This window comes from Curtobacterium sp. 8I-2 (assembly GCF_902506155.1).
In the GTDB taxonomy this organism is placed as follows: Bacteria; Actinomycetota; Actinomycetes; order Actinomycetales; family Microbacteriaceae; genus Curtobacterium; species Curtobacterium poinsettiae.
The window spans coordinates 454,525-470,731 of sequence record NZ_LR732827.1 but is presented as its reverse complement, the minus strand read 5'-3'; the positions used below and the strand labels follow the sequence as shown (position 1 = coordinate 470,731).

The 16,207-nt window shown below is 71.9% G+C and carries 17 protein-coding genes; 7 read left to right on the top strand and 10 right to left on the bottom strand.

Annotated features, from left to right (window positions below; translation table 11 throughout):
* The first annotated feature begins 100 nt into the window (after positions 1-100).
* Entirely contained in the window at positions 101-541 is a 441-nt protein-coding gene (locus BOSE127_RS05910) for a VOC family protein (protein ID WP_017886563.1), read from the top strand.
* 5 nt (positions 542-546) lie between these two features.
* Here the strand turns inward: BOSE127_RS05910 and BOSE127_RS05905 are convergent, their stop codons facing one another.
* Complete coding sequence (locus BOSE127_RS05905; RefSeq protein ID WP_017886564.1) at positions 547-990, bottom strand: acyl-CoA thioesterase; 444 nt, start codon at positions 988-990, stop codon at positions 547-549.
* On the bottom strand, positions 987-1,595 hold the full coding sequence (locus tag BOSE127_RS05900; RefSeq protein WP_017886565.1) for a QsdR family transcriptional regulator: 609 nt from the start codon (positions 1,593-1,595) through the stop codon (positions 987-989). Before BOSE127_RS05900 ends, BOSE127_RS05905 begins: the two co-directional genes overlap by 4 nt.
* Positions 1,596-1,642: 47 nt before the next feature.
* On the opposite strand from BOSE127_RS05900, the gene BOSE127_RS05895 reads away from it, so the two are divergent.
* A complete protein-coding gene (locus BOSE127_RS05895; protein ID WP_371831442.1) occupies positions 1,643-2,836 on the top strand; it encodes an acyl-CoA dehydrogenase family protein in 1,194 nt (397 codons plus the stop codon).
* Between the two features lie 84 nt (positions 2,837-2,920).
* On the opposite strand, the gene BOSE127_RS05890 is transcribed toward BOSE127_RS05895, so the two are convergent.
* Both BOSE127_RS05890 and BOSE127_RS05885 read right to left on the bottom strand, forming a co-directional pair.
* Positions 2,921-4,360, bottom strand: coding sequence for a phytoene desaturase family protein (locus BOSE127_RS05890; RefSeq protein WP_071251583.1), 1,440 nt, complete (start codon positions 4,358-4,360; stop codon positions 2,921-2,923).
* Positions 4,357-5,253 carry a UbiA family prenyltransferase gene (locus tag BOSE127_RS05885; RefSeq protein ID WP_017886568.1) on the bottom strand — a complete coding sequence of 299 codons (897 nt, stop codon included), beginning with the start codon at positions 5,251-5,253 and terminating at the stop codon, positions 4,357-4,359. Before BOSE127_RS05885 ends, BOSE127_RS05890 begins: the two co-directional genes overlap by 4 nt.
* Before the next feature lie 62 nt (positions 5,254-5,315).
* Here BOSE127_RS05885 and BOSE127_RS05880 point away from each other — a divergent pair, with 62 nt between their 5' ends.
* Complete coding sequence (locus BOSE127_RS05880; protein WP_159556525.1) at positions 5,316-6,521, top strand: glycosyltransferase; 1,206 nt, start codon at positions 5,316-5,318, stop codon at positions 6,519-6,521.
* 61 nt (positions 6,522-6,582) lie between these two features.
* Here BOSE127_RS05880 and BOSE127_RS05875 read toward each other — a convergent pair whose 3' ends face one another.
* Both BOSE127_RS05875 and BOSE127_RS05870 read right to left on the bottom strand, forming a co-directional pair.
* Complete coding sequence (locus BOSE127_RS05875) at positions 6,583-8,616, bottom strand: S9 family peptidase (protein ID WP_159556523.1); 2,034 nt, start codon at positions 8,614-8,616, stop codon at positions 6,583-6,585.
* Positions 8,613-9,509 (bottom strand): patatin-like phospholipase family protein, encoded by an 897-nt coding sequence (locus BOSE127_RS05870; RefSeq protein ID WP_159556521.1) that lies wholly within the window; start codon positions 9,507-9,509, stop codon positions 8,613-8,615. The genes BOSE127_RS05875 and BOSE127_RS05870 overlap by 4 nt, the downstream gene beginning before the upstream one ends.
* 113 nt (positions 9,510-9,622) lie before the next feature.
* Between BOSE127_RS05870 and BOSE127_RS05865 the strand changes: the two genes are divergently transcribed.
* Both BOSE127_RS05865 and BOSE127_RS05860 read left to right on the top strand, forming a co-directional pair.
* The gene (locus tag BOSE127_RS05865; RefSeq protein ID WP_140447925.1) at positions 9,623-10,432 is read left to right on the top strand and encodes a GAF domain-containing protein; all 810 of its coding nucleotides are present in this window, start codon (positions 9,623-9,625) and stop codon (positions 10,430-10,432) included.
* 41 nt (positions 10,433-10,473) lie between these two features.
* Positions 10,474-10,659, top strand: a complete 186-nt coding sequence (locus BOSE127_RS05860) for a hypothetical protein (RefSeq protein ID WP_017886573.1) — start codon at positions 10,474-10,476, stop codon at positions 10,657-10,659.
* Between the two features lie 103 nt (positions 10,660-10,762).
* On the opposite strand, the gene BOSE127_RS05855 is transcribed toward BOSE127_RS05860, so the two are convergent.
* Together BOSE127_RS05855 and BOSE127_RS05850 are read right to left on the bottom strand one after the other, a co-directional pair.
* The gene (locus BOSE127_RS05855) at positions 10,763-11,794 is read right to left on the bottom strand and encodes an NADPH:quinone reductase (RefSeq protein WP_159556519.1); all 1,032 of its coding nucleotides are present in this window, start codon (positions 11,792-11,794) and stop codon (positions 10,763-10,765) included.
* Positions 11,795-11,861: 67 nt separating this feature from the next.
* Entirely contained in the window at positions 11,862-12,224 is a 363-nt protein-coding gene (locus BOSE127_RS05850; RefSeq protein ID WP_017886575.1) for a winged helix-turn-helix transcriptional regulator, read from the bottom strand.
* A gap of 108 nt (positions 12,225-12,332) precedes the next feature.
* Between BOSE127_RS05850 and BOSE127_RS05845 the strand changes: the two genes are divergently transcribed.
* A complete protein-coding gene (locus BOSE127_RS05845; RefSeq protein WP_159556517.1) occupies positions 12,333-12,980 on the top strand; it encodes an NAD(P)-dependent oxidoreductase in 648 nt (215 codons plus the stop codon).
* Between the two features lie 177 nt (positions 12,981-13,157).
* Here BOSE127_RS05845 and BOSE127_RS05840 read toward each other — a convergent pair whose 3' ends face one another.
* Positions 13,158-14,480, bottom strand: coding sequence for an MFS transporter (locus BOSE127_RS05840; RefSeq protein WP_159556515.1), 1,323 nt, complete (start codon positions 14,478-14,480; stop codon positions 13,158-13,160).
* A 184-nt stretch (positions 14,481-14,664) separates the two neighbouring features.
* Here BOSE127_RS05840 and BOSE127_RS05835 point away from each other — a divergent pair, with 184 nt between their 5' ends.
* Positions 14,665-15,522 carry a LysR substrate-binding domain-containing protein gene (locus tag BOSE127_RS05835; RefSeq protein WP_017886578.1) on the top strand — a complete coding sequence of 286 codons (858 nt, stop codon included), beginning with the start codon at positions 14,665-14,667 and terminating at the stop codon, positions 15,520-15,522.
* Positions 15,523-15,701: 179 nt separating this feature from the next.
* Here the strand turns inward: BOSE127_RS05835 and BOSE127_RS05830 are convergent.
* On the bottom strand, positions 15,702-16,207 hold a 506-nt coding region (locus BOSE127_RS05830), incomplete at its 5' end, for a hypothetical protein (RefSeq protein WP_201300435.1).

The window sequence follows — 16,207 nt, the reverse complement described above, 5'->3', positions numbered from 1 at the left end:
GGCTGTCCGGTCGCCGCACGGCCTCGGGTGCTTCGGAGGCACCGAGGGTTGCCTCGGGTGCGCGTCGCAACCACGGCGCGCAACCCTGAGGAGCTCCACCATGACCGAGCCGTTCGCACGCCCGACCGCCCTGGCCCACGTCCGTGTCACCGTGACCGACATCCACCGCAGCAAGGCGTTCTACCAGCAGCTGCTCGGCACCGACCCGGCGATCGACTTCAGCGACCAGGTCGACGAGCCCGGCGTGCGCGAGGACCGTGAGCGCTTCTACGGCGGCTCCGTGTTCCGGCTCGGCGACCAGGTGTTCGGGCTCCGTCCGGTCGCCCCGGCGGGGCAGACGTTCGACCCTGACACCGTCGGCCTCGACCACGTGAGCTTCGTCGTGGGGTCGGTCGACGAGCTGCACCAGGCGGCTGCACGCCTCGACGCCGCAGGGGTCGAGCACGGCGAGGTCACCGACCTCGGCGACGCCGGCATGGTGATCCTGTCCGTGCAGGACCCCGACGACATCAACCTCGAGCTGGCTGCGCTGAAGGGCTGAGGTCCTCAGTCGGCGACGGCGGGCTGCTGCGCGACCATCGAACCCGTGACGAGCTCGCGGAGTTCGGCGGGCAGCGGGATCGGACGACGGGCACCTTCACGGTCGATGATGACGTGCACGAACTCACCCGTGGCGAGCAGCGCCCCGTCGGACTGCCGGAACAGGCCGAACTCCCACGACAGGCTCGTGGTGCCGAGGTGCTTCGAGCGCATCCCGACCTCGATGACGTCCGGCCAGACGGCGGACTCGACGAACCGGCAGCTCGACGACACCAGCACGGCGATCCACTCCGACGAGAACGGGTCGAGCCCGGCGAACTCGCGGAACCAGTACGTCGACGCGTTGTCCATCGCCGAGTAGTAGATCGTGTTGTTGACGTGCCCGAACATGTCGTTGTCGTTCCACCTGGTGGGGTAGGAGCGGCGGAACGGGTACTCGTCGATGGTCATCGGTCTCCGATCGGTGGTGCGGGTGTGGCGTGCACCGCGTCGGGCCGCAGGACGTACTCGAACGCCGCACGTGCCCGGTCGGGATCAGGGGTCTCACCGGAGATGAACTCGGCGTAGGTGAACGACTCGGAGATCCGGACGAGCAGCCGTGCGAGCTCCTCAGCCGACAACGGTGCCGGATCGAACGTACCGGACGACTCCTGCTGCTCGATGAGTGCGGTGACCCGGGCGACGAACCGGCTCTGCACGTCGCTCTCCGAGGTGGTCAGCAGACGCATCGCCCGAGCCGGTTCGCGGGTCAGGAACGCACGGAAGTACGGGGCGTCGATCAGGTCCGCGGTGAACCGGTCGAGCACGACGACGAGCCGGGCTGCCCCGGTCGCTCCGATCTCGTCGGCGGCGTGGGTTGCCCCGTCGAGCGTCGGGACGGCGAGGGACCACAAGATCTCGGACAGCAACCGGTCACGGTTGCCGACCCAGCGGAACAGTGACGTGCGATCGACGCCGAGTGCGGCAGCCAACGCCCCCATGTCGATCCGCGACCCGGCGATGAAGGTGTGACGGGCCTCCCGGAAGGCGCGCAGCGCAGAGTCTGATGTGTACACGCGATCCTCTCTTGCAACGTTTTCGAGAATGATGCATCGTGGTTCCCATGTCAACGACCATGCCCGCCACGGCCCTGCTCGAATCGGACTTCTACGGCTTCCAGCAGCAGCTCACCGAGCAGGAGCGTGCGTCGCTCGGGCAGCTCCGGCAGTACCTCGAGCAGGAGGTCCGGCCGATCGCCGACGAGTACTGGGCGCGTGCCGAGTTCCCGATGCAGGTCATCGCGCCGCTCGCCGAGCTCGGCATGTACGGGCCGGGCGTGCCGATGGTGCGCCGGTTCGAGAACTCGGCCGTCTACCGCGGGTGGACAGCGCTCGAGCTCGGCCGGGTCGACGCCAGCGTCGCCACCTTCATCGGTGTGCAGTCCGGCCTGGCGATGAACTCCATCGCGGTCGCCGGCAGTGACGAGCAGCAGCGGGAGTGGCTGCCACGGATGGCCGCCGGCGAGCTCATCGGGGCCTTCGGACTCACCGAGCCGTACTCCGGCAGCGACTCCGCCAAGGGCCTGCGCACCACCGCGCGGCGCGAGGGCGACGAGTGGGTGCTCGACGGCGAGAAGCGCTGGATCGGCAACGCCACCTTCGCCGACGTCGTCGTGATCTGGGCGAAGGACGTCGCCGACGGCCAGGTCAAGGGCTTCCTCGTCACCACCGACACCGCGGGCTTCACCGCGACGAAGATCGAGGACAAGATCGCGCTGCGCGGCGTGCAGAACGCCGACATCGTCATGCGGGACGTCCGTGTCCCCGAGTCGCGTCGGCTGCAGAACGCCACGTCGTTCCGCTCGACCGCCGAGGTGCTCCGACTGACCCGCACCGAGGTCGCCTGGCAGGCGGTCGGCATCGCGATCGGCGCGTACGAGGCCGCCCTGGCCTACGCCCGCGAGCGGGTCCAGTTCGGCAAGCCGATCGCCGCGCACCAGCTCGTGCAGGACCTGCTCGTCAAGTCGCTGTCGAACATCACGGCCTCGATCGCACTCTGCACGCAGGCCTCGGCCATGCAGGACGCCGGGGTCGGTGGCGACGAGCACTCCGCGATGGCCAAGGCGTTCGCCACTTCGAAGATGCGCGAGACCGTCGCCTGGTGCCGCGAGGTGCAGGGCGGCAACGGCATCGTGCTCGACAAGGGCGTCGCTCGGTTCTTCTCCGATGCCGAGGCGATCTACTCGTACGAGGGCACGCGCGAGGTCAACACCCTGATCGTCGGCCGGGCGATCACCGGGCAGGCCGCGTTCGTGTAACTGCCCGGCTGGTGTGGAGCGGTTCGCCGGTTCGCTGGTTCGCTGGTTCGCTGGTTCGCTGGTTCGCTGGTTCGCTCGTTCGTGTCAGGCCGGTGTCGACTTGAGCAGCCGGTTCACCGCGATCATCGCGCCACCCACCACCGCCGGGACGCCGCCGCCGGGGTGGACCGACGCACCGACCCGCCACAGCCAGGGCCGCCAGGGGTCGTTGTACGAGGGACGGTGGAACGGCCCGCTCAGCCACGGCGGGCGTGCCGCTCCGTAGAGCGCCCCGTGTGGTTCGCCGCCCTCGCCGTAGTACTGCGGATCGAGCACGACCTGCTCGTCGAGCAGGTCGGTGAGGGGCCCGTCGAGTCCCATCGCGCGGGAGACACGGTCGACCTCGCGCCGCACGAAGGGGTGCTCCGCCGTGTAGTGACCGCCGTCGGCGGGCGCGGTGAGCAGGATCCCTGCGGTGCTGCGCCCGTTCGGGTACACCTCGCCCGCGCGGTACTGGTTGACGAACACCATGGTGTCCGCCGGCTCGTCGCCGGCCTCCAGGCTGCGGTGCAGTGCCGCCGGCTTCGTCGGGAGCACCACGCTGTGCGCCGCGAGGTCCGCCGGCAACTCCTGGCGGAGGACGCCGTACACCGCGACGGCCGAGCAGGAGAGGGTGCGCGGACGCAGACGGGGGAGCGGTGGGATCCGCGACGGGCCCGTCAGTGTGGTGAGCCGGTCGGCGTCCACGGCGCTGACGACGAGGTCGGCCGGGTACCGCCCGACCTCGGTGGTGACCCACCCGCGCTCGATGCGGGTGACGGCCTCGCCGGTGCGCACCTCGGCTCCGGCGGCCTCGGCCAGCCGGGCCAGCGCGAGCACGATCTCGTAGATCCCGCCGCGCGGCACCCAGGCACCGGTCTCCGCCATGATCGCCGGCATGCTCGCGTAGAGGGCCGGGGTGCGTGCCGGCGAGACGCCCGCGTTGAGGGTGTGGATCGCGATGATCTCGCGCAGCCCGTCCGGCAGCCACGGCAAGCCGTCCAGGTAGGCGCGCGTCGTGAGTCGCGAACCGTAGACGGCCAGGAGCCGACGGAGCGCCGGGAGGGCCGCGCGGTCGAGGGGGTCGGCGAGCAGCAGCTCGGTCACGTCGTCGGCGAGGGGTGCGTGCAGGTCCGAGAACCGGCGCCAGGCGGGGTACCACGGGTGGTCGGGCGCCACCGGCAGCGAGGTCTCCTCGCCGTCGTGGTAGTAGCGACCGACCTCGGGCATCCGCACCAGGTCGAGGTGACCGGCATCGCGAGTGCGCTCGGGTGCGCCCGCGTCCGCGCCGTCGCCGAGTCGCCGCAGCAACTCGTCCCACACGGCGGGGAACGTCATCAACGACGGGCCGGTGTCGATCCGGTCCGCACCCAGGTGGATGCGCCGGCTCTTGCCGCCGAGCTCTGCGGAGGATTCGAGCAGGGTGACCCGATGGCCAGCACGTGCGAGCAGCGCGGCGGCGGTCAGGCCGCCGATCCCGCCCCCGACCACGACGATGCGGCTCACGAGCGGCCTCCCAACACGATCGACACCATGAGGAGCACCCCGACGAACGACCCCGCGATGTACGGGAAGGCGACCGACAGACGGTACAGGCGGTGACCGGTCTCCGGCGTCGGATCACGAAGCAAGGACACCACCAGGATGCCGGCGATGAGCAGGTTGACTGCGGCCACGGGCACGCTCACCACGGCGAAGAGTGCCGTCGAGGCGATCCACCAGGACCCGCTCCACCATGCCGTCCCGCGCGCGCCGAGCCGGACCGCGGTGGTGGTGATGCCCGCACGGCGGTCCTCCTCGATGTCCTGCACCGCGTCGAAGGCGTGCTTGGCCACGCTCCACGCCATCAGGCCGAGGGCAGCCGGCCACACCGGGGTGACCGAGAGCGCCGCGGGGACGATGACCAGCGGCAGCGCGTACGCGGCGTTGCTCAGCGAGTCGAGGAACGGCCGCGCCTTGAACCGCAGCGGCGGTGCGGAGTAGAAGACGAAGACACCCGCGTAGAGCAGGATCACCGCGTTCGCGAGCGGCGGCAGTGCGATGGAGAAGTAGACGAGGAACGGGACGTTCACGACCGCGACGGCCCAGGCGATCAGCCGCACCTCGGACTGTCGGATCCTGGCACCCTCGATCGACCCCTTGCGGGGGTTGGCCGCGTCGGTGTCCTGGTCGTAGATGTCGTTGACGCCGTAGATGAGCAGGTTGAACGGCAGGGTGAGCCACAGGATGAGCGGCAACGCCCGCACGTCGAACAGCGCGCCGGTGAGCCACACGGCAACGAGCCCGGAGCCGATGGTGTTGATCCACAGCACCGGTCGCGAGATGAGCAGGAGCCGGCGCACGGCCGGTCCGATCCCGGACAGCGCGGTTCGCGGGATCCGCTCGAGTCCGTCAGTCACGGGCCCGAGCGTACCCGGCCGACGGTGACGCCGGGCGCCGGCTTCCCCGCCACACTGGTCGGATGCGCATGATGCTGCTCACCGCCGGCACCCGCGGCGACGTCGAGCCCTTCGCCGCACTGGCACGACGTGCCCTGTCCCGCGGACACCAGGTGCGGCTGGCGCTGCCGGACGACGCGGTCGCGCCTGACGGTGTCGACACCGTGCGCCTCGGCCTGGACGCGCACCGGGTGCTGTTCCCTGTCCGGCGCACCCCTCGAGTGCTCGCGCACCACCTGCGCACCGAGGTGCGTCCTGCGATGCGCCGGATGCTCGCGGCCGCGGTGCGGGAGAGCGTCGACTTCGGCCCCGGCGTGGTGGTTCACCACCCGCTGATCCTGAGCGCTCCGATGGTGGCGGACGCGCTCGGCGTCCCCCGCGTGCTGGTGGAGTTCGCACCCGTGGCGACCCCGAGCGAGCGCTTCCCCGCCGCCGGAGGCCCGACGGCGACCCGAGACCTCGGCCCGCGCAACCGGTCCACCTACGCCGTCCCCCGCGCCGTCGCCCGTCTCTTCGACGCCGACGTGGTGCGCGCCGCCGCCGAGTTGCCGGGCGGCCGTCGTCCCGCGCGGCGGTCGCCGTCGCGTGCGACGCTCATGGCTGTGAGTCCCGCGTTGCTCCCGCGGCCCGACGACTGGCCCGAGCGGGTGCACCAGACGGGGGCCTGGTACGAGGCGACACCGTCGGCGTCACTCGACCCCGAGGTCGGCGACTTCCTGCGGGCCGGTCGCTTCATCGTCGCCTCGTTCGGGTCCATGGCGACGGGGACGGCGCGGGACGCAGCGGCTCGAGGGTCTGCGATCGTCACGGCTGCCCGTTCCCACGGCCTCCGGGTGCTGCTCGTCACCGGGGCGGGCGGCCTCGCGCTGCCGGCTGCGCTCCGTGGCCCCGACGTGCTGGCGGTGGGGTCGACGCCGTTCGACGCGGTGCTGCCGGGCGCGACGCTCGCCCTGCACCACGGCGGGGCCGGTACCGCGCACGCCGTTGCCCGCGCCGGCGTGCCCGCGGTCGTCGTGCCCGTCACCGCGGACCAGCCGTTCTGGGCCGCGCAGCTGCACCGACAGGGCGTGGCCGCCGCTCCGGTTCCGCTGCGTCGCGTGTCGGTGGGCACGCTCGAACCCGCGATGCGCGATGCCCTGACCCGCCGCGACCGTGCCGCCGACGTGGGGCGGCGGATGCAGGGAGAGCACGGGGTCGAGCGGGCGCTCGACGTGCTCGAAGCCCTCTGAGCCGTGGCCGCGGGGCGGGCAGGGATCGTCGGCGGCTGCTCCTTCCGTCCGGACGTGTCGCTCAGCCGAGCAGCTCGGGTCGCTCCCACTCCTGGTCGAGCACGTGCTGCCCGAGGAACGCGAACACCGTCTCGTACCAGACCACGGCGTGCTGCGGGGAGAGCACCCAGTGGTTCTCGTCCGGGAAGTACAGGAACCGGTGCGGCATCGAGCCGTCCGGCGCCGCGTGGTGCTCCGCGAGCTCGGACCACAGCCGCAGCCCCTCGCCGATCGGCACCCGGTAGTCCTTGTCGCCGTGGATGACGAGCATCGGTGACGTGATGTCGCCCACGAACCGGTGCGGGTCGTTCGCCGCGATCCCGTCGGCGTCGAAGATCGACGACCAGTACTGCGACGAGTCCGTCGTGCCGTTGAACTGGTCGAGCGCCCACAGGCTGGCGTGGGTGACGATCGCCCGGAACCGGTCGGTGTGCCCGGCGACCCAGTTCGCCATGTACCCGCCGAACGACCCGCCCATCGCCGCGGTGCGGGAGGCGTCGATGTCGGCTCGGGCCTCGACCACGTCGGTGATCGCCATCAGGTCGGTGTACGGCGCCTGCCCCCAGGCGTTCCAGCCGCGGTTCACGAAGTCGAGCCCGTAACCGGTCGACAGCGCGGGGTCCGGCAGCAGCACGGCGTACCCGCGTGCCGCGAGCAGCATCGGGTTCCACCGCCACGACCACTGGTTCCAGGAGTTGAGCGGCCCACCGTGGATCCACAGGACGAGCGGGTGCGGCCCGTCGCCTTCGGGCACGACCAGCCAGCCGCGCACACGGGCACCGTCGGCAGCGGTCGTCTCGACCTCTTCCAGGTGGGCGGGCACGTCCGGCAGGGGCGCCGGCGTCGCCAGCGCGGTCACCGTACCGTCCGTCGCGATCCGCACGGGGTGCAGCGGCGCCGCCCAGGAGGCCCGGAGCGCCACGACCACGCCCGTCGCCTCCGCCACGCGCAGGCTCGAGTACGCCCAGTCGTCGTGCGTCAGCTGCTCGACGGCGCCGCCGTCGAGCGGGATGCGGAAGACCGGCGCGCGGCCGTCCTGGTCGGCCACCGCCAGGAGCGCCCCGTCGCCGTGCTCGAACACGAGCTCGCTCGGCCAACGGTCCCAGTCGGCCGCGATGCGGCGGGCGTCGGAGCCGTCGATGCCGGCCGTCCAGACCTCCTGCTGGTTCGCACCGGCCGGGGTGGAGCGGACGGTGCGGACCCAGGCGATCGTCCGACCGTCGTGGCTGAGCGCCGGCATCTCGTGGTCGACGGCGGCGTCGTCGAACAGCACCGTGCGGTGGCCGCTGGACAGGTCGATGGTGACGAGCGTCGAGCGGTGTCCACGGGCCTCCCGGACGCCCACGGCTGCCAGCAGGACCGATCCGTCGGGGGTGAGCGCTCCGCTGACGTGGTCGAGGGAGCGGCCGGGGGACGGCGTGCGGTCCACGGGCTGAGCGACTTCGTCCGCGCCGCCGGCCGTGTCGAGCGTCAGGACATGGGTCTGGGCCGGACCCAGGTCGTGGTCCCAGTACCGCACCGGGTAGGTCTCGTGCAGGATCGCGCGGACGTGCTTGTCCTTGCGGGTCTTCCGGAGCCCGGCGTCGGCCTCGAGCACCGTCGACGGGTCGGAACCGGCCCCCGGCAGCAGGTCGGCGGTCAGCGCGACGACGTCCGACGACGACGCGGTGGCCAGGACGCCACCGACACCCCCGGCGAGACGGGTGAGCGGGCGGGCCTCGCCACCCGCGGCGGGCAGCACCCAGAGCTGTGCCGCCTCGAGGTCGCTAGCGTCCGCGTCTGGCCGGGCGGAGACGAAGAGCAGGTCGCCGGTGCGGGTGAAGGCGATGCCGCCCTCGCCCTTGGCGGAACGGGTGAGGCGGACCGGGCGCGCAGCGGACCCGCTGTCGTCGGTCGACGACGTGGGCACCTGCCAGATGGACCGGCGGGAACCGGTGCCGTCCGGATCGAGTGCACTGACCGTCAGGGCGACGCGAGTGCCGTCCGGACTGACGTCGATGCCGTCGACGCGGGGGAGCGCGATGTACTGGTCGAGGTCGGAGAACGGGGCGCTCATGCGTGCACGCTCGCCAGGTCCTCGGCCCAGAAGGCGGCGATCTGCTCGGCGACCGCGGTGCCCTGGGCGTGGCCGGCCTCGGCCGACGGCGCCTGGGTGGCGAGCGAGAGCGAGTTCGTGCCGAAGGCCTGCTGGGACGCGCTGTCGGCCACGACGACCTCGACCGACGAGCCACCGGCGCGCAGGGCCTCGACCGCGACGTCGAGCCAGGGTCCGCACGGAGACGGCCCTTCGGGTCCGCAGGCGATGACGAGGACCCGCTCGTACCCGGCGGCGGCGTCGGCGTTGGTGCCGGAGCGGACACCGCCGTCGACGTAGGGGCGGCCGTCGATGCTGACGGGGGTCCACACGAAGGGCACCGAGCAGCTGGCGGCGACCGCGCGGGGGAGCGGGACGCCGTCCGCTGCGGTCAGCAGGCGGAAGGTGCCGTCGGTGGCGTCGACCGCGGTGACGGCGAGGGGCTTCTCCGGCCACTCGGTGGACGGGAGCGTCTCGCCGAAGGTCACGATGCGCTCGTCGTCGGTCTGCCCGCCGACGACCTGCTGGGCGGCCTGGCCGAGTCGAGCGCGGGCGTCCTCTTCGTCGGTCGCGCCCTGCAGTGCTGCGCCGATGTGCTGCTGCACGGCTTCGACGTCGATCGGTGCCGGCTCTTCGTAGGTCGTGGGGGCCGGGCTGTGCTGCTGGTCGTGGGCCTGCTGGACGGCACCGTTCCGGACGAAGGCGCCGACGACGCTGCCGGCGCTCGTGCCGACGACCAGGTCGGCGGCGTCGAGGTCGACGCCGGCTTCCTGCAGGGCGACGAGGACGCCGACTTCCCAGGCGATGCCGGCGACACCTCCGCCACCGAGGACGAGGGCTCTGGATCCGGGAACGGGCGTGCTGACGTCGGTCATGGGTCCTGCTTACCAGCTGCGTGCGACGGGCTGGTGGAGGCCGTCGGATCCTGTGGAGAACCGACCTGTGGACAACTCCGTCCGAGTCGGTGGCGTGACCTAGCGTCGTCGTCATGGGGCATCAGCGTTCAGGACGGGTCGGCACGGTCGTGTGGCCGATCGTGGTGGCTGCTGCGCCCACCGCCGCGTTCCAGCTGCCCAACCTGTTCGTCGCCCCGGCGGTCCGACTCTCGCTCGTCGCGTTCGGGCTCGTCGTGCTCGTCGCCGCGGTGACGGTGCAGGTGGTCCGGACCCGGCGCAGCGACGCCGCGCGCTCGGTGGCCGAGGACAACGCCACCGCGGCGGAGCTCGAGCAGTCGACGGCCGTCCGGTACGCGTTCGGTCAGATCGCCACCCGGCTCGTCCGGTTCACCGAACTGCGCCGGTCCGAGCGCCACGGCGAGCTCTCCGTCGTCGCCGACCGTGTGGCCGTGGCCTTGGCGTTCTACCTGCTGCCGAAGGTGCCCGACGTCCGCGCCAACGTCTACCAGCTGTCCACCGATCTGCGGGCGCTCGAGCCGATCGGTCACGCCGGCGCCGGCGACACCGCCGGTGTCTTCCGCGCGGGCACGCCCTACGGCGACCGCAACCTCGAGTGGGTGTTGGTCGGGGGATCACCCCGGATCGTCGGCGACCGCTCCGCCGACGTCGACGTCGACCAGGACGTGCCGGGCTTCGAACCGCGGTACTCCTCGTACGTGTCGGTGGTGATCCGGTCCGACCAGTACTCGTTCGGCATGCTCACCGTCGACTCCCCGGTCCCCGACGCCTTCACCGAACTCGACGCCAAGAACATCGCGATGATGGCGTCGTTCATGGCCGTCGCGTTCTCGCTGACCTACTCGTTCCCCGAGCGCGACCGCAATCCAAGGAAAGGCCCGTGATGCTCACACGCTCTGTCGGACGCTCGACGTACGATGCCCCCATGACGACCGTGAACCCTGCTCCGCCGTCGTTCGGGCGTGCCCGGATCTCCTCACCGAACTGGAACGACACCACCACCGACGCCGACTACGAAGACCTCGACGTCATCGCCGCCAACATCGAGCGCGAGCGCGCAGCAGCCCGGATCCGGGTCACCGCTGCCATCGCTGCGCGTCTGGGTCGCTGACCCCTCCCGCACCGTCCACCACGAACGGCTCCCACGCATGCGTGGGAGCCGTTCGTCGTCCGCCGAGCCGGAGCCGGACCCGGAGTGGGATCCGGTGTCGCGGCTACGGCGCCTCGGTCACGTCGATGAGCACCTTGCCGACCGTGTCCTGCTCGACCGCGTCGTGCGCCCGGGCGGTCTCCTCGAGCGCGAACCGGGTGAGCGGCAGTCCGGCGTCCTCGCCGACCGGCAGTACGCCGTCGTGCAGCGCCTCGGTGACGTCCTCGGCCGCAGCGGACAGCGCCTCGTCACCGATCGTGTAGAGCAGCAGGAACTGGTAGCGGGCGTTCACGGTCATGTTCGGCCGGATCGGCAGGCTCGCCTCGTCCCCGCCGTTGTTCGCGTAGATCGACACGACGCCGTGGTTCGCCAGCACGTCGGCGACGAGTGTGGCGTTCTGCGGGATCGAGACCTCGACGACGATGTCGACGCCGTCGGGCGCGATCGACCGGATGCGCTCGGCGGCGTCCTCCTCGCGGTAGTTGACGATGTGGTGCGCGCCGGCCGCCGTCGCCAGCGCTGCCTTCGCGTCCGAGCTGATCGTCGTGATGACGGTCGCTCCGGCCCAGCGGGCGAGCTGGATCGCGGCGTGCCCCACGGCGCCGGCACCGCCGGCGACGAGCACGGTGAAGCCGTCCAGGGCATCGGGGCCGAGTCGGGCGGGGCCGTCCTCGTGGGTGGTGAGGGCTCGGTGCGCCGTCATCGCGGGGACCCCGAGCGCGGCGCCGACGTCGAACGAGATGCCGTCGGGCAGCGTGACGACGCGGGACTCGGGGACGACGGTGTACTCCTGCGCGGTGCCGGTCGGCCGTGACGCCGCCGCCATGAACAGCCAGACGCGGTCACCGACGGCCAGTCCCTCGACACCGGGGCCCACGGCGTCGACCACACCGGCGCCGTCCTGGTTCGGCGTGATCTCGGGGAAGGGCAGGCCGTCGCCGTAGGTGCCGCCGGCGCGGGCCTTCCAGTCGGTCGGGTTGACGCCGGAGACGACGACGCGGACGCGGACCTCGCCCGCGCCGGGTTCCGGGATCTCCCGCTCGACGAGTTCGAGGACGTTGCTGGCACCGGGCTTCGTGTAGACGATCGATCGCATGTCCCCAGGCAACCACTCGTCACCGTCGGGGATTCCGAGCGCGCCGGAGCGCAGCGCGCGCCGGAGCTCAGCGCGCGTCGTACCCCTCGCGCGCCACCGCGACGTCGGGCATGTGCGAGGTCGCCCAGTCCTCCAGCGGCACGAGGACCGTGCGCAGGGACCGTCCGAGATCGGTCAGCTCGTACTCCACGTGCGGCGGGATCTCGGGGAACACCGTGCGCGTGACCATGCCGTCGCGTTCGAGTGCCCGCAGGGTCTGGGTGAGCATCTTCTGCGAGACCCCCTGCACCCGGGCCGCCACCGCCGAGTACCGTGCGGGACCGTCGGCGAGGACGCCGATCGTCAGCACGCTCCAGCGGTCGCCGATGCGGTCGAGCAGCTGCCGACTGGGGCAGTCCGCCGCGTAGGGGCTGTACTCGAGTGCTGACATGGTGTCCTCCGAAACGCACCGCCAGGTGCCTACTTACTCAAAGAGAGTAACTCTTGTACGGTGACTGTCAACGTCACCGACGCCCAGCACGTCCACGAAGGGAACACCATGACCAACATCGTCGTCTTCGGAGGCACCGGCTACGCCGGCTCCGCCATCACCCACGAGGCCCTCTCCCGCGGCCTCACCGTCACCGCGGTCGCCCGCGACACGAGCAAGCTCGAGCCGGCCGAGGGCCTCACCCTGGCGCAGGGCGACGCGTTCGACGCCGACTTCGTGTCCGAGGTCACCAAGGGTGCCGACGTCGTCGTCGTCTCGCTCCACGCCGCGCAGGCCGACGGCAGCGAGCTGAAGGACAAGTTCCAGCACTTCGTCGACGCCGCCGCCGCGGCTGGCGCGCGGCTCGGCATCGTCGGCGGTGCCGGCTCGATGCGCGTGTCCGAGGACGGCCCCCGCCTCTTCGACACCGACGGCTTCCCGGACGCCTTCAAGGGCGAGGCGAAGAGCCACGCGCAGATCCTCGACGCCCTCCGCGCCTCGGACACCCAGGTCGACTGGTTCTACGTGAGCCCCGCCGCGGCCTTCGGCAGCTACAACCCGGGCGAGCGCCGCGGCACCTACCGCGCCTCGGACGAGGTCCTGCTCGCCGACGCCGAGGGCAACTCGGACATCTCCGGCGCCGACTACGCGATCGCGTTCGTCGACGAGATCGTCACCCCGGCGCACCACCAGACGCGCTTCGGCGTCGCCTACTGAGGCACTGCCCCTCGCGGGACACCGGTGTTCGCGCAACACACCGCGGGATTCCGCGGCGTCGAGCGTGAACACCGGTGTTTTGCGTACGGCCTGGCGCGACCAAGGGGCGGACGGGAGGCGCGGGGCGGGGCCGCCACGGGCCTCCAGGCCGGCGGGTGGTCACCGCGAAGTCCCGCGTCAGTGCGCGACGATCGCCGGCACCGGCAGGTGGTGTCGCATCCGCACCGCCAGGTGCAGGCCCCCTCGGCGGGCGAGCACGAGCGCGATCACCGCGGCGGCCGCAGCCGGCACGCCACCGGCGACCATCATCCCCACGTGCGCACCGAAGCGGTCGACGACCTGGCCCATCAGCGGGCCGCCGATCGCCTGTCCACCGAGCAGCACCAGGACGTAGAGCGACATCACCCGGCCGCGGATCGCCACGTTCGACGACAGCTGCACGAGCGAGTTCGACGCGGTCTGGAACAGCAGCTGCGACATCCCCACGGCCACGAGCGCGACGGTGAACGGCGCGATCGCGGGGATCGACCCCGACACCACGAGCAGCACGCCCGTCCAGAACACCCCGCCGACGATGGTGCGGAGCCGCACGACGGCCCGCCGGGTGGACAGCAGCGCGCCGACCAGGGCGCCGATCGCGACGGCGGAGTTGAACACCCCGTAGCCACCGGCGCCGACGTCGTACACCTGTGACGCGAAGGCGGACAGCAGCACCGGCATCGTCAACGCGAACACCGAGAAGAACGCCACGAGGATCACCGGCACGATGATCGTCGGCTTGTTGACGGCGTAGCGGAGGCCCTCCACGAGCTGCCCCTTGCCCCGCGGCGCCGGGGGTGTGCGGTGCAGTTCGGAGACCTTCAGGAACCCGAGCGTCACGACGACGGCCACGCAGGCGATCGCGTTCACGCCGAACGACCAGCCGGCACCGACCGCGACGAGCAGGGCCCCCGACAGTGCCGGACCGATCATGCCGCCGAGCTGGAACACCGACGAGTTCACGCTGATGGCGTTCCGCAGGTGCTTGTGCCCGACGATCTCGGTGACGAACACCTGCCGGGCCGGGTTGTCGATCACGGTGACCATGCCCACCAGGAACGCGATCACCCAGATGTGCCACGCCTCGACGACGCCGGCGAGCGTCAGCACGGCGAGCAGAGCGGACAGCACGGCGAAGACGCCCTGCGTGATCATCATGAGCGCGCGCTTCGAGAACCGGTCGACCAGCACGCCGCCGAGCAGCCCGAACAGCAGCATCGGCGCGAACTGGCAGGCGACCGTGATGCCGACCTGCGCGACCGAGCCGGTCAGCTGCAGCACGAGCCAGTCCTGGGCGATGCGCTGCATCCAGCCGGCGGTCATCGCGACCAGGTTCGTCGCCGTGAACAGCCGGAAGTTCGGCACGGACAGGGCGACGAGCGTGTGGCGCCACGGCGGTCGCGTGGTCTGGATCGGGAGCGGTTCGGTGGGCGGGGGGAGGGTCGTCGGTGACGCGCTCACGGTGCGGGGTTCTCCGGACGTCGGTGTGGATCTGGTACCCCAACGAAACTACGTGGTGCCGAGCCATTCGATACCCCTATGGTGGCTATCAGTCCATTGCGATGTCGAATGACCGCGCGAATGCCCGCATGGATGGCTGCTCGAACGACAGCTCGAACGCCCGCGCGAACGAACGAGGTGCCCTGTGCTCGATCCGGTCCTGTTGCAGACGTTCCTTGCCGTGGCGGAGACCGGCAGCTTCACGCAGGCCGGCACCCGGCTCGGCATCAGCCAGCCGACGGTGTCGCAGCACGTCCGGCGTCTGGAGACCGCGGTGGCACGCACCCTGGTCGCCCGGGACACCCGTGGCGTCGCGCTCACCGACAACGGGGACGCGATGGCGGGGTTCGCGCGGACGATCCTCGCCGCACACGCCACCGCCGACGCCTACTTCTCCGGCGCGGCCACCCGCGGACGGCTCCGGTTCGGCGCTGCGGACGACCTCGCCATCACCCAGCTGCCCCGGATCCTGCGGGACTTCCGGCGGCTGCACCCGCAGGTGAACCTCGAGCTCACGGTGAACCAGTCGTCGCCGCTGCTCCGGCGGGTGCACGCCGGTCAGCTCGACCTGGTGTTCATCAAGCAGACGGCGGGGGAGTCGGCCGAGGGCACCCGGGTCGCCACCGACCAGATGGTGTGGATGGCGCAGGACGGCATCGCCCTGGAACCCGGCGAACCCGTGCCGCTCATCGCGTACCAGGCGCCGAGCATCAGCCGGCAGATGGCGATCGACGCGCTCGAGGCCGCCGGCCGCACCTGGCGGATCACCTGCAACACCCGCGACGTGAACGGGGTGCTGGCCGCGGTGCGCGCGGGCATCGGCGTCGCGGTGTTCCCGCACTCGCTCATCCCGGCGGACCTGGTGAAGGTGTCGCAGCGGCTCGGGCTGCCCGACCTGCCCGCGGTCGACTACGTCCTCATCGCGAACCCGACGGTGCAGCGGGAGCCGATCGACGCCCTGACGAACGCGATCCTGTCGCGCGGGGTCGTCCGCGCCGTCTGAGCGGTTGCGACCTGCGTCCGCCAGCGCTCAGACGCCGGTGTGTCGCCCCCGGTGCGTGCTGCGAGACGCCGGCGTGTTCCATCGACGCCGCAGAGTCATCGATACGCCGCGGCTTTCGGGGGCGTCTCGACGTCCCCGGGGCGTCGCACCGAGACGCCGGCGTCTGAGCGGTCGCGGCGCTACGGGGCGAGCGTCGGGGTCACGCCGGTTCCGGTGACGTCCGACAGTGTCACCCCCGCGAGCGGCAGCAGCGCCGCGGCGACCGCCCACAGCAGCACGACGGTGCCGACACCACCGAGCACGGCGCCGAGCAGCGCGACCGGCCGCTGCCACGTGGCTGTCCGGTCGCGCAGCGCCACGATCGAGACCACCAGCGCGAGCAGTCCGAGCACTACGCCGACGCCGTGCACGGTCGACGGCGCGGTGAACCACCAGGCGGCCAGACCGATCGTCGCGATGCCGGCGACGGCACCGAGCCCCGCCCCGGCGGTCGCGCCGAGTGCACGGCGCGGCTCCGGTGCGGCGGCTCCGGGCACGGGCTGTTCCAGCAGCTCGGTCGGGAGGCACGCATCGCCCCCGCCACCACACCGCGGCACCGGGGTCGGCGCGGTCACGACCGTGGTCGCGTCGGCGGGGGACGCCGCGGCGTGCAGCACGGTGTCGAACGACCGGGCGGGAGCGGGGC

Coding starts and splice junctions, on each gene's coding strand:
- BOSE127_RS05865 (WP_140447925.1), top strand. CDS start 9,623: ATGGGGCATCAGCGTTCAGGACGGGTCGGCACGGTCGTGTGGCCGATC.
- BOSE127_RS05850 (WP_017886575.1), bottom strand. CDS start 12,224: ATGTCAGCACTCGAGTACAGCCCCTACGCGGCGGACTGCCCCAGTCGG.
- BOSE127_RS05875 (WP_159556523.1), bottom strand. CDS start 8,616: ATGAGCGCCCCGTTCTCCGACCTCGACCAGTACATCGCGCTCCCCCGC.
- BOSE127_RS05895 (WP_371831442.1), top strand. CDS start 1,643: ATGTCAACGACCATGCCCGCCACGGCCCTGCTCGAATCGGACTTCTAC.
- BOSE127_RS05910 (WP_017886563.1), top strand. CDS start 101: ATGACCGAGCCGTTCGCACGCCCGACCGCCCTGGCCCACGTCCGTGTC.
- BOSE127_RS05860 (WP_017886573.1), top strand. CDS start 10,474: ATGACGACCGTGAACCCTGCTCCGCCGTCGTTCGGGCGTGCCCGGATC.
- BOSE127_RS05905 (WP_017886564.1), bottom strand. CDS start 990: ATGACCATCGACGAGTACCCGTTCCGCCGCTCCTACCCCACCAGGTGG.
- BOSE127_RS05855 (WP_159556519.1), bottom strand. CDS start 11,794: ATGCGATCGATCGTCTACACGAAGCCCGGTGCCAGCAACGTCCTCGAA.
- BOSE127_RS05880 (WP_159556525.1), top strand. CDS start 5,316: ATGCGCATGATGCTGCTCACCGCCGGCACCCGCGGCGACGTCGAGCCC.
- BOSE127_RS05845 (WP_159556517.1), top strand. CDS start 12,333: ATGACCAACATCGTCGTCTTCGGAGGCACCGGCTACGCCGGCTCCGCC.
- BOSE127_RS05870 (WP_159556521.1), bottom strand. CDS start 9,509: ATGACCGACGTCAGCACGCCCGTTCCCGGATCCAGAGCCCTCGTCCTC.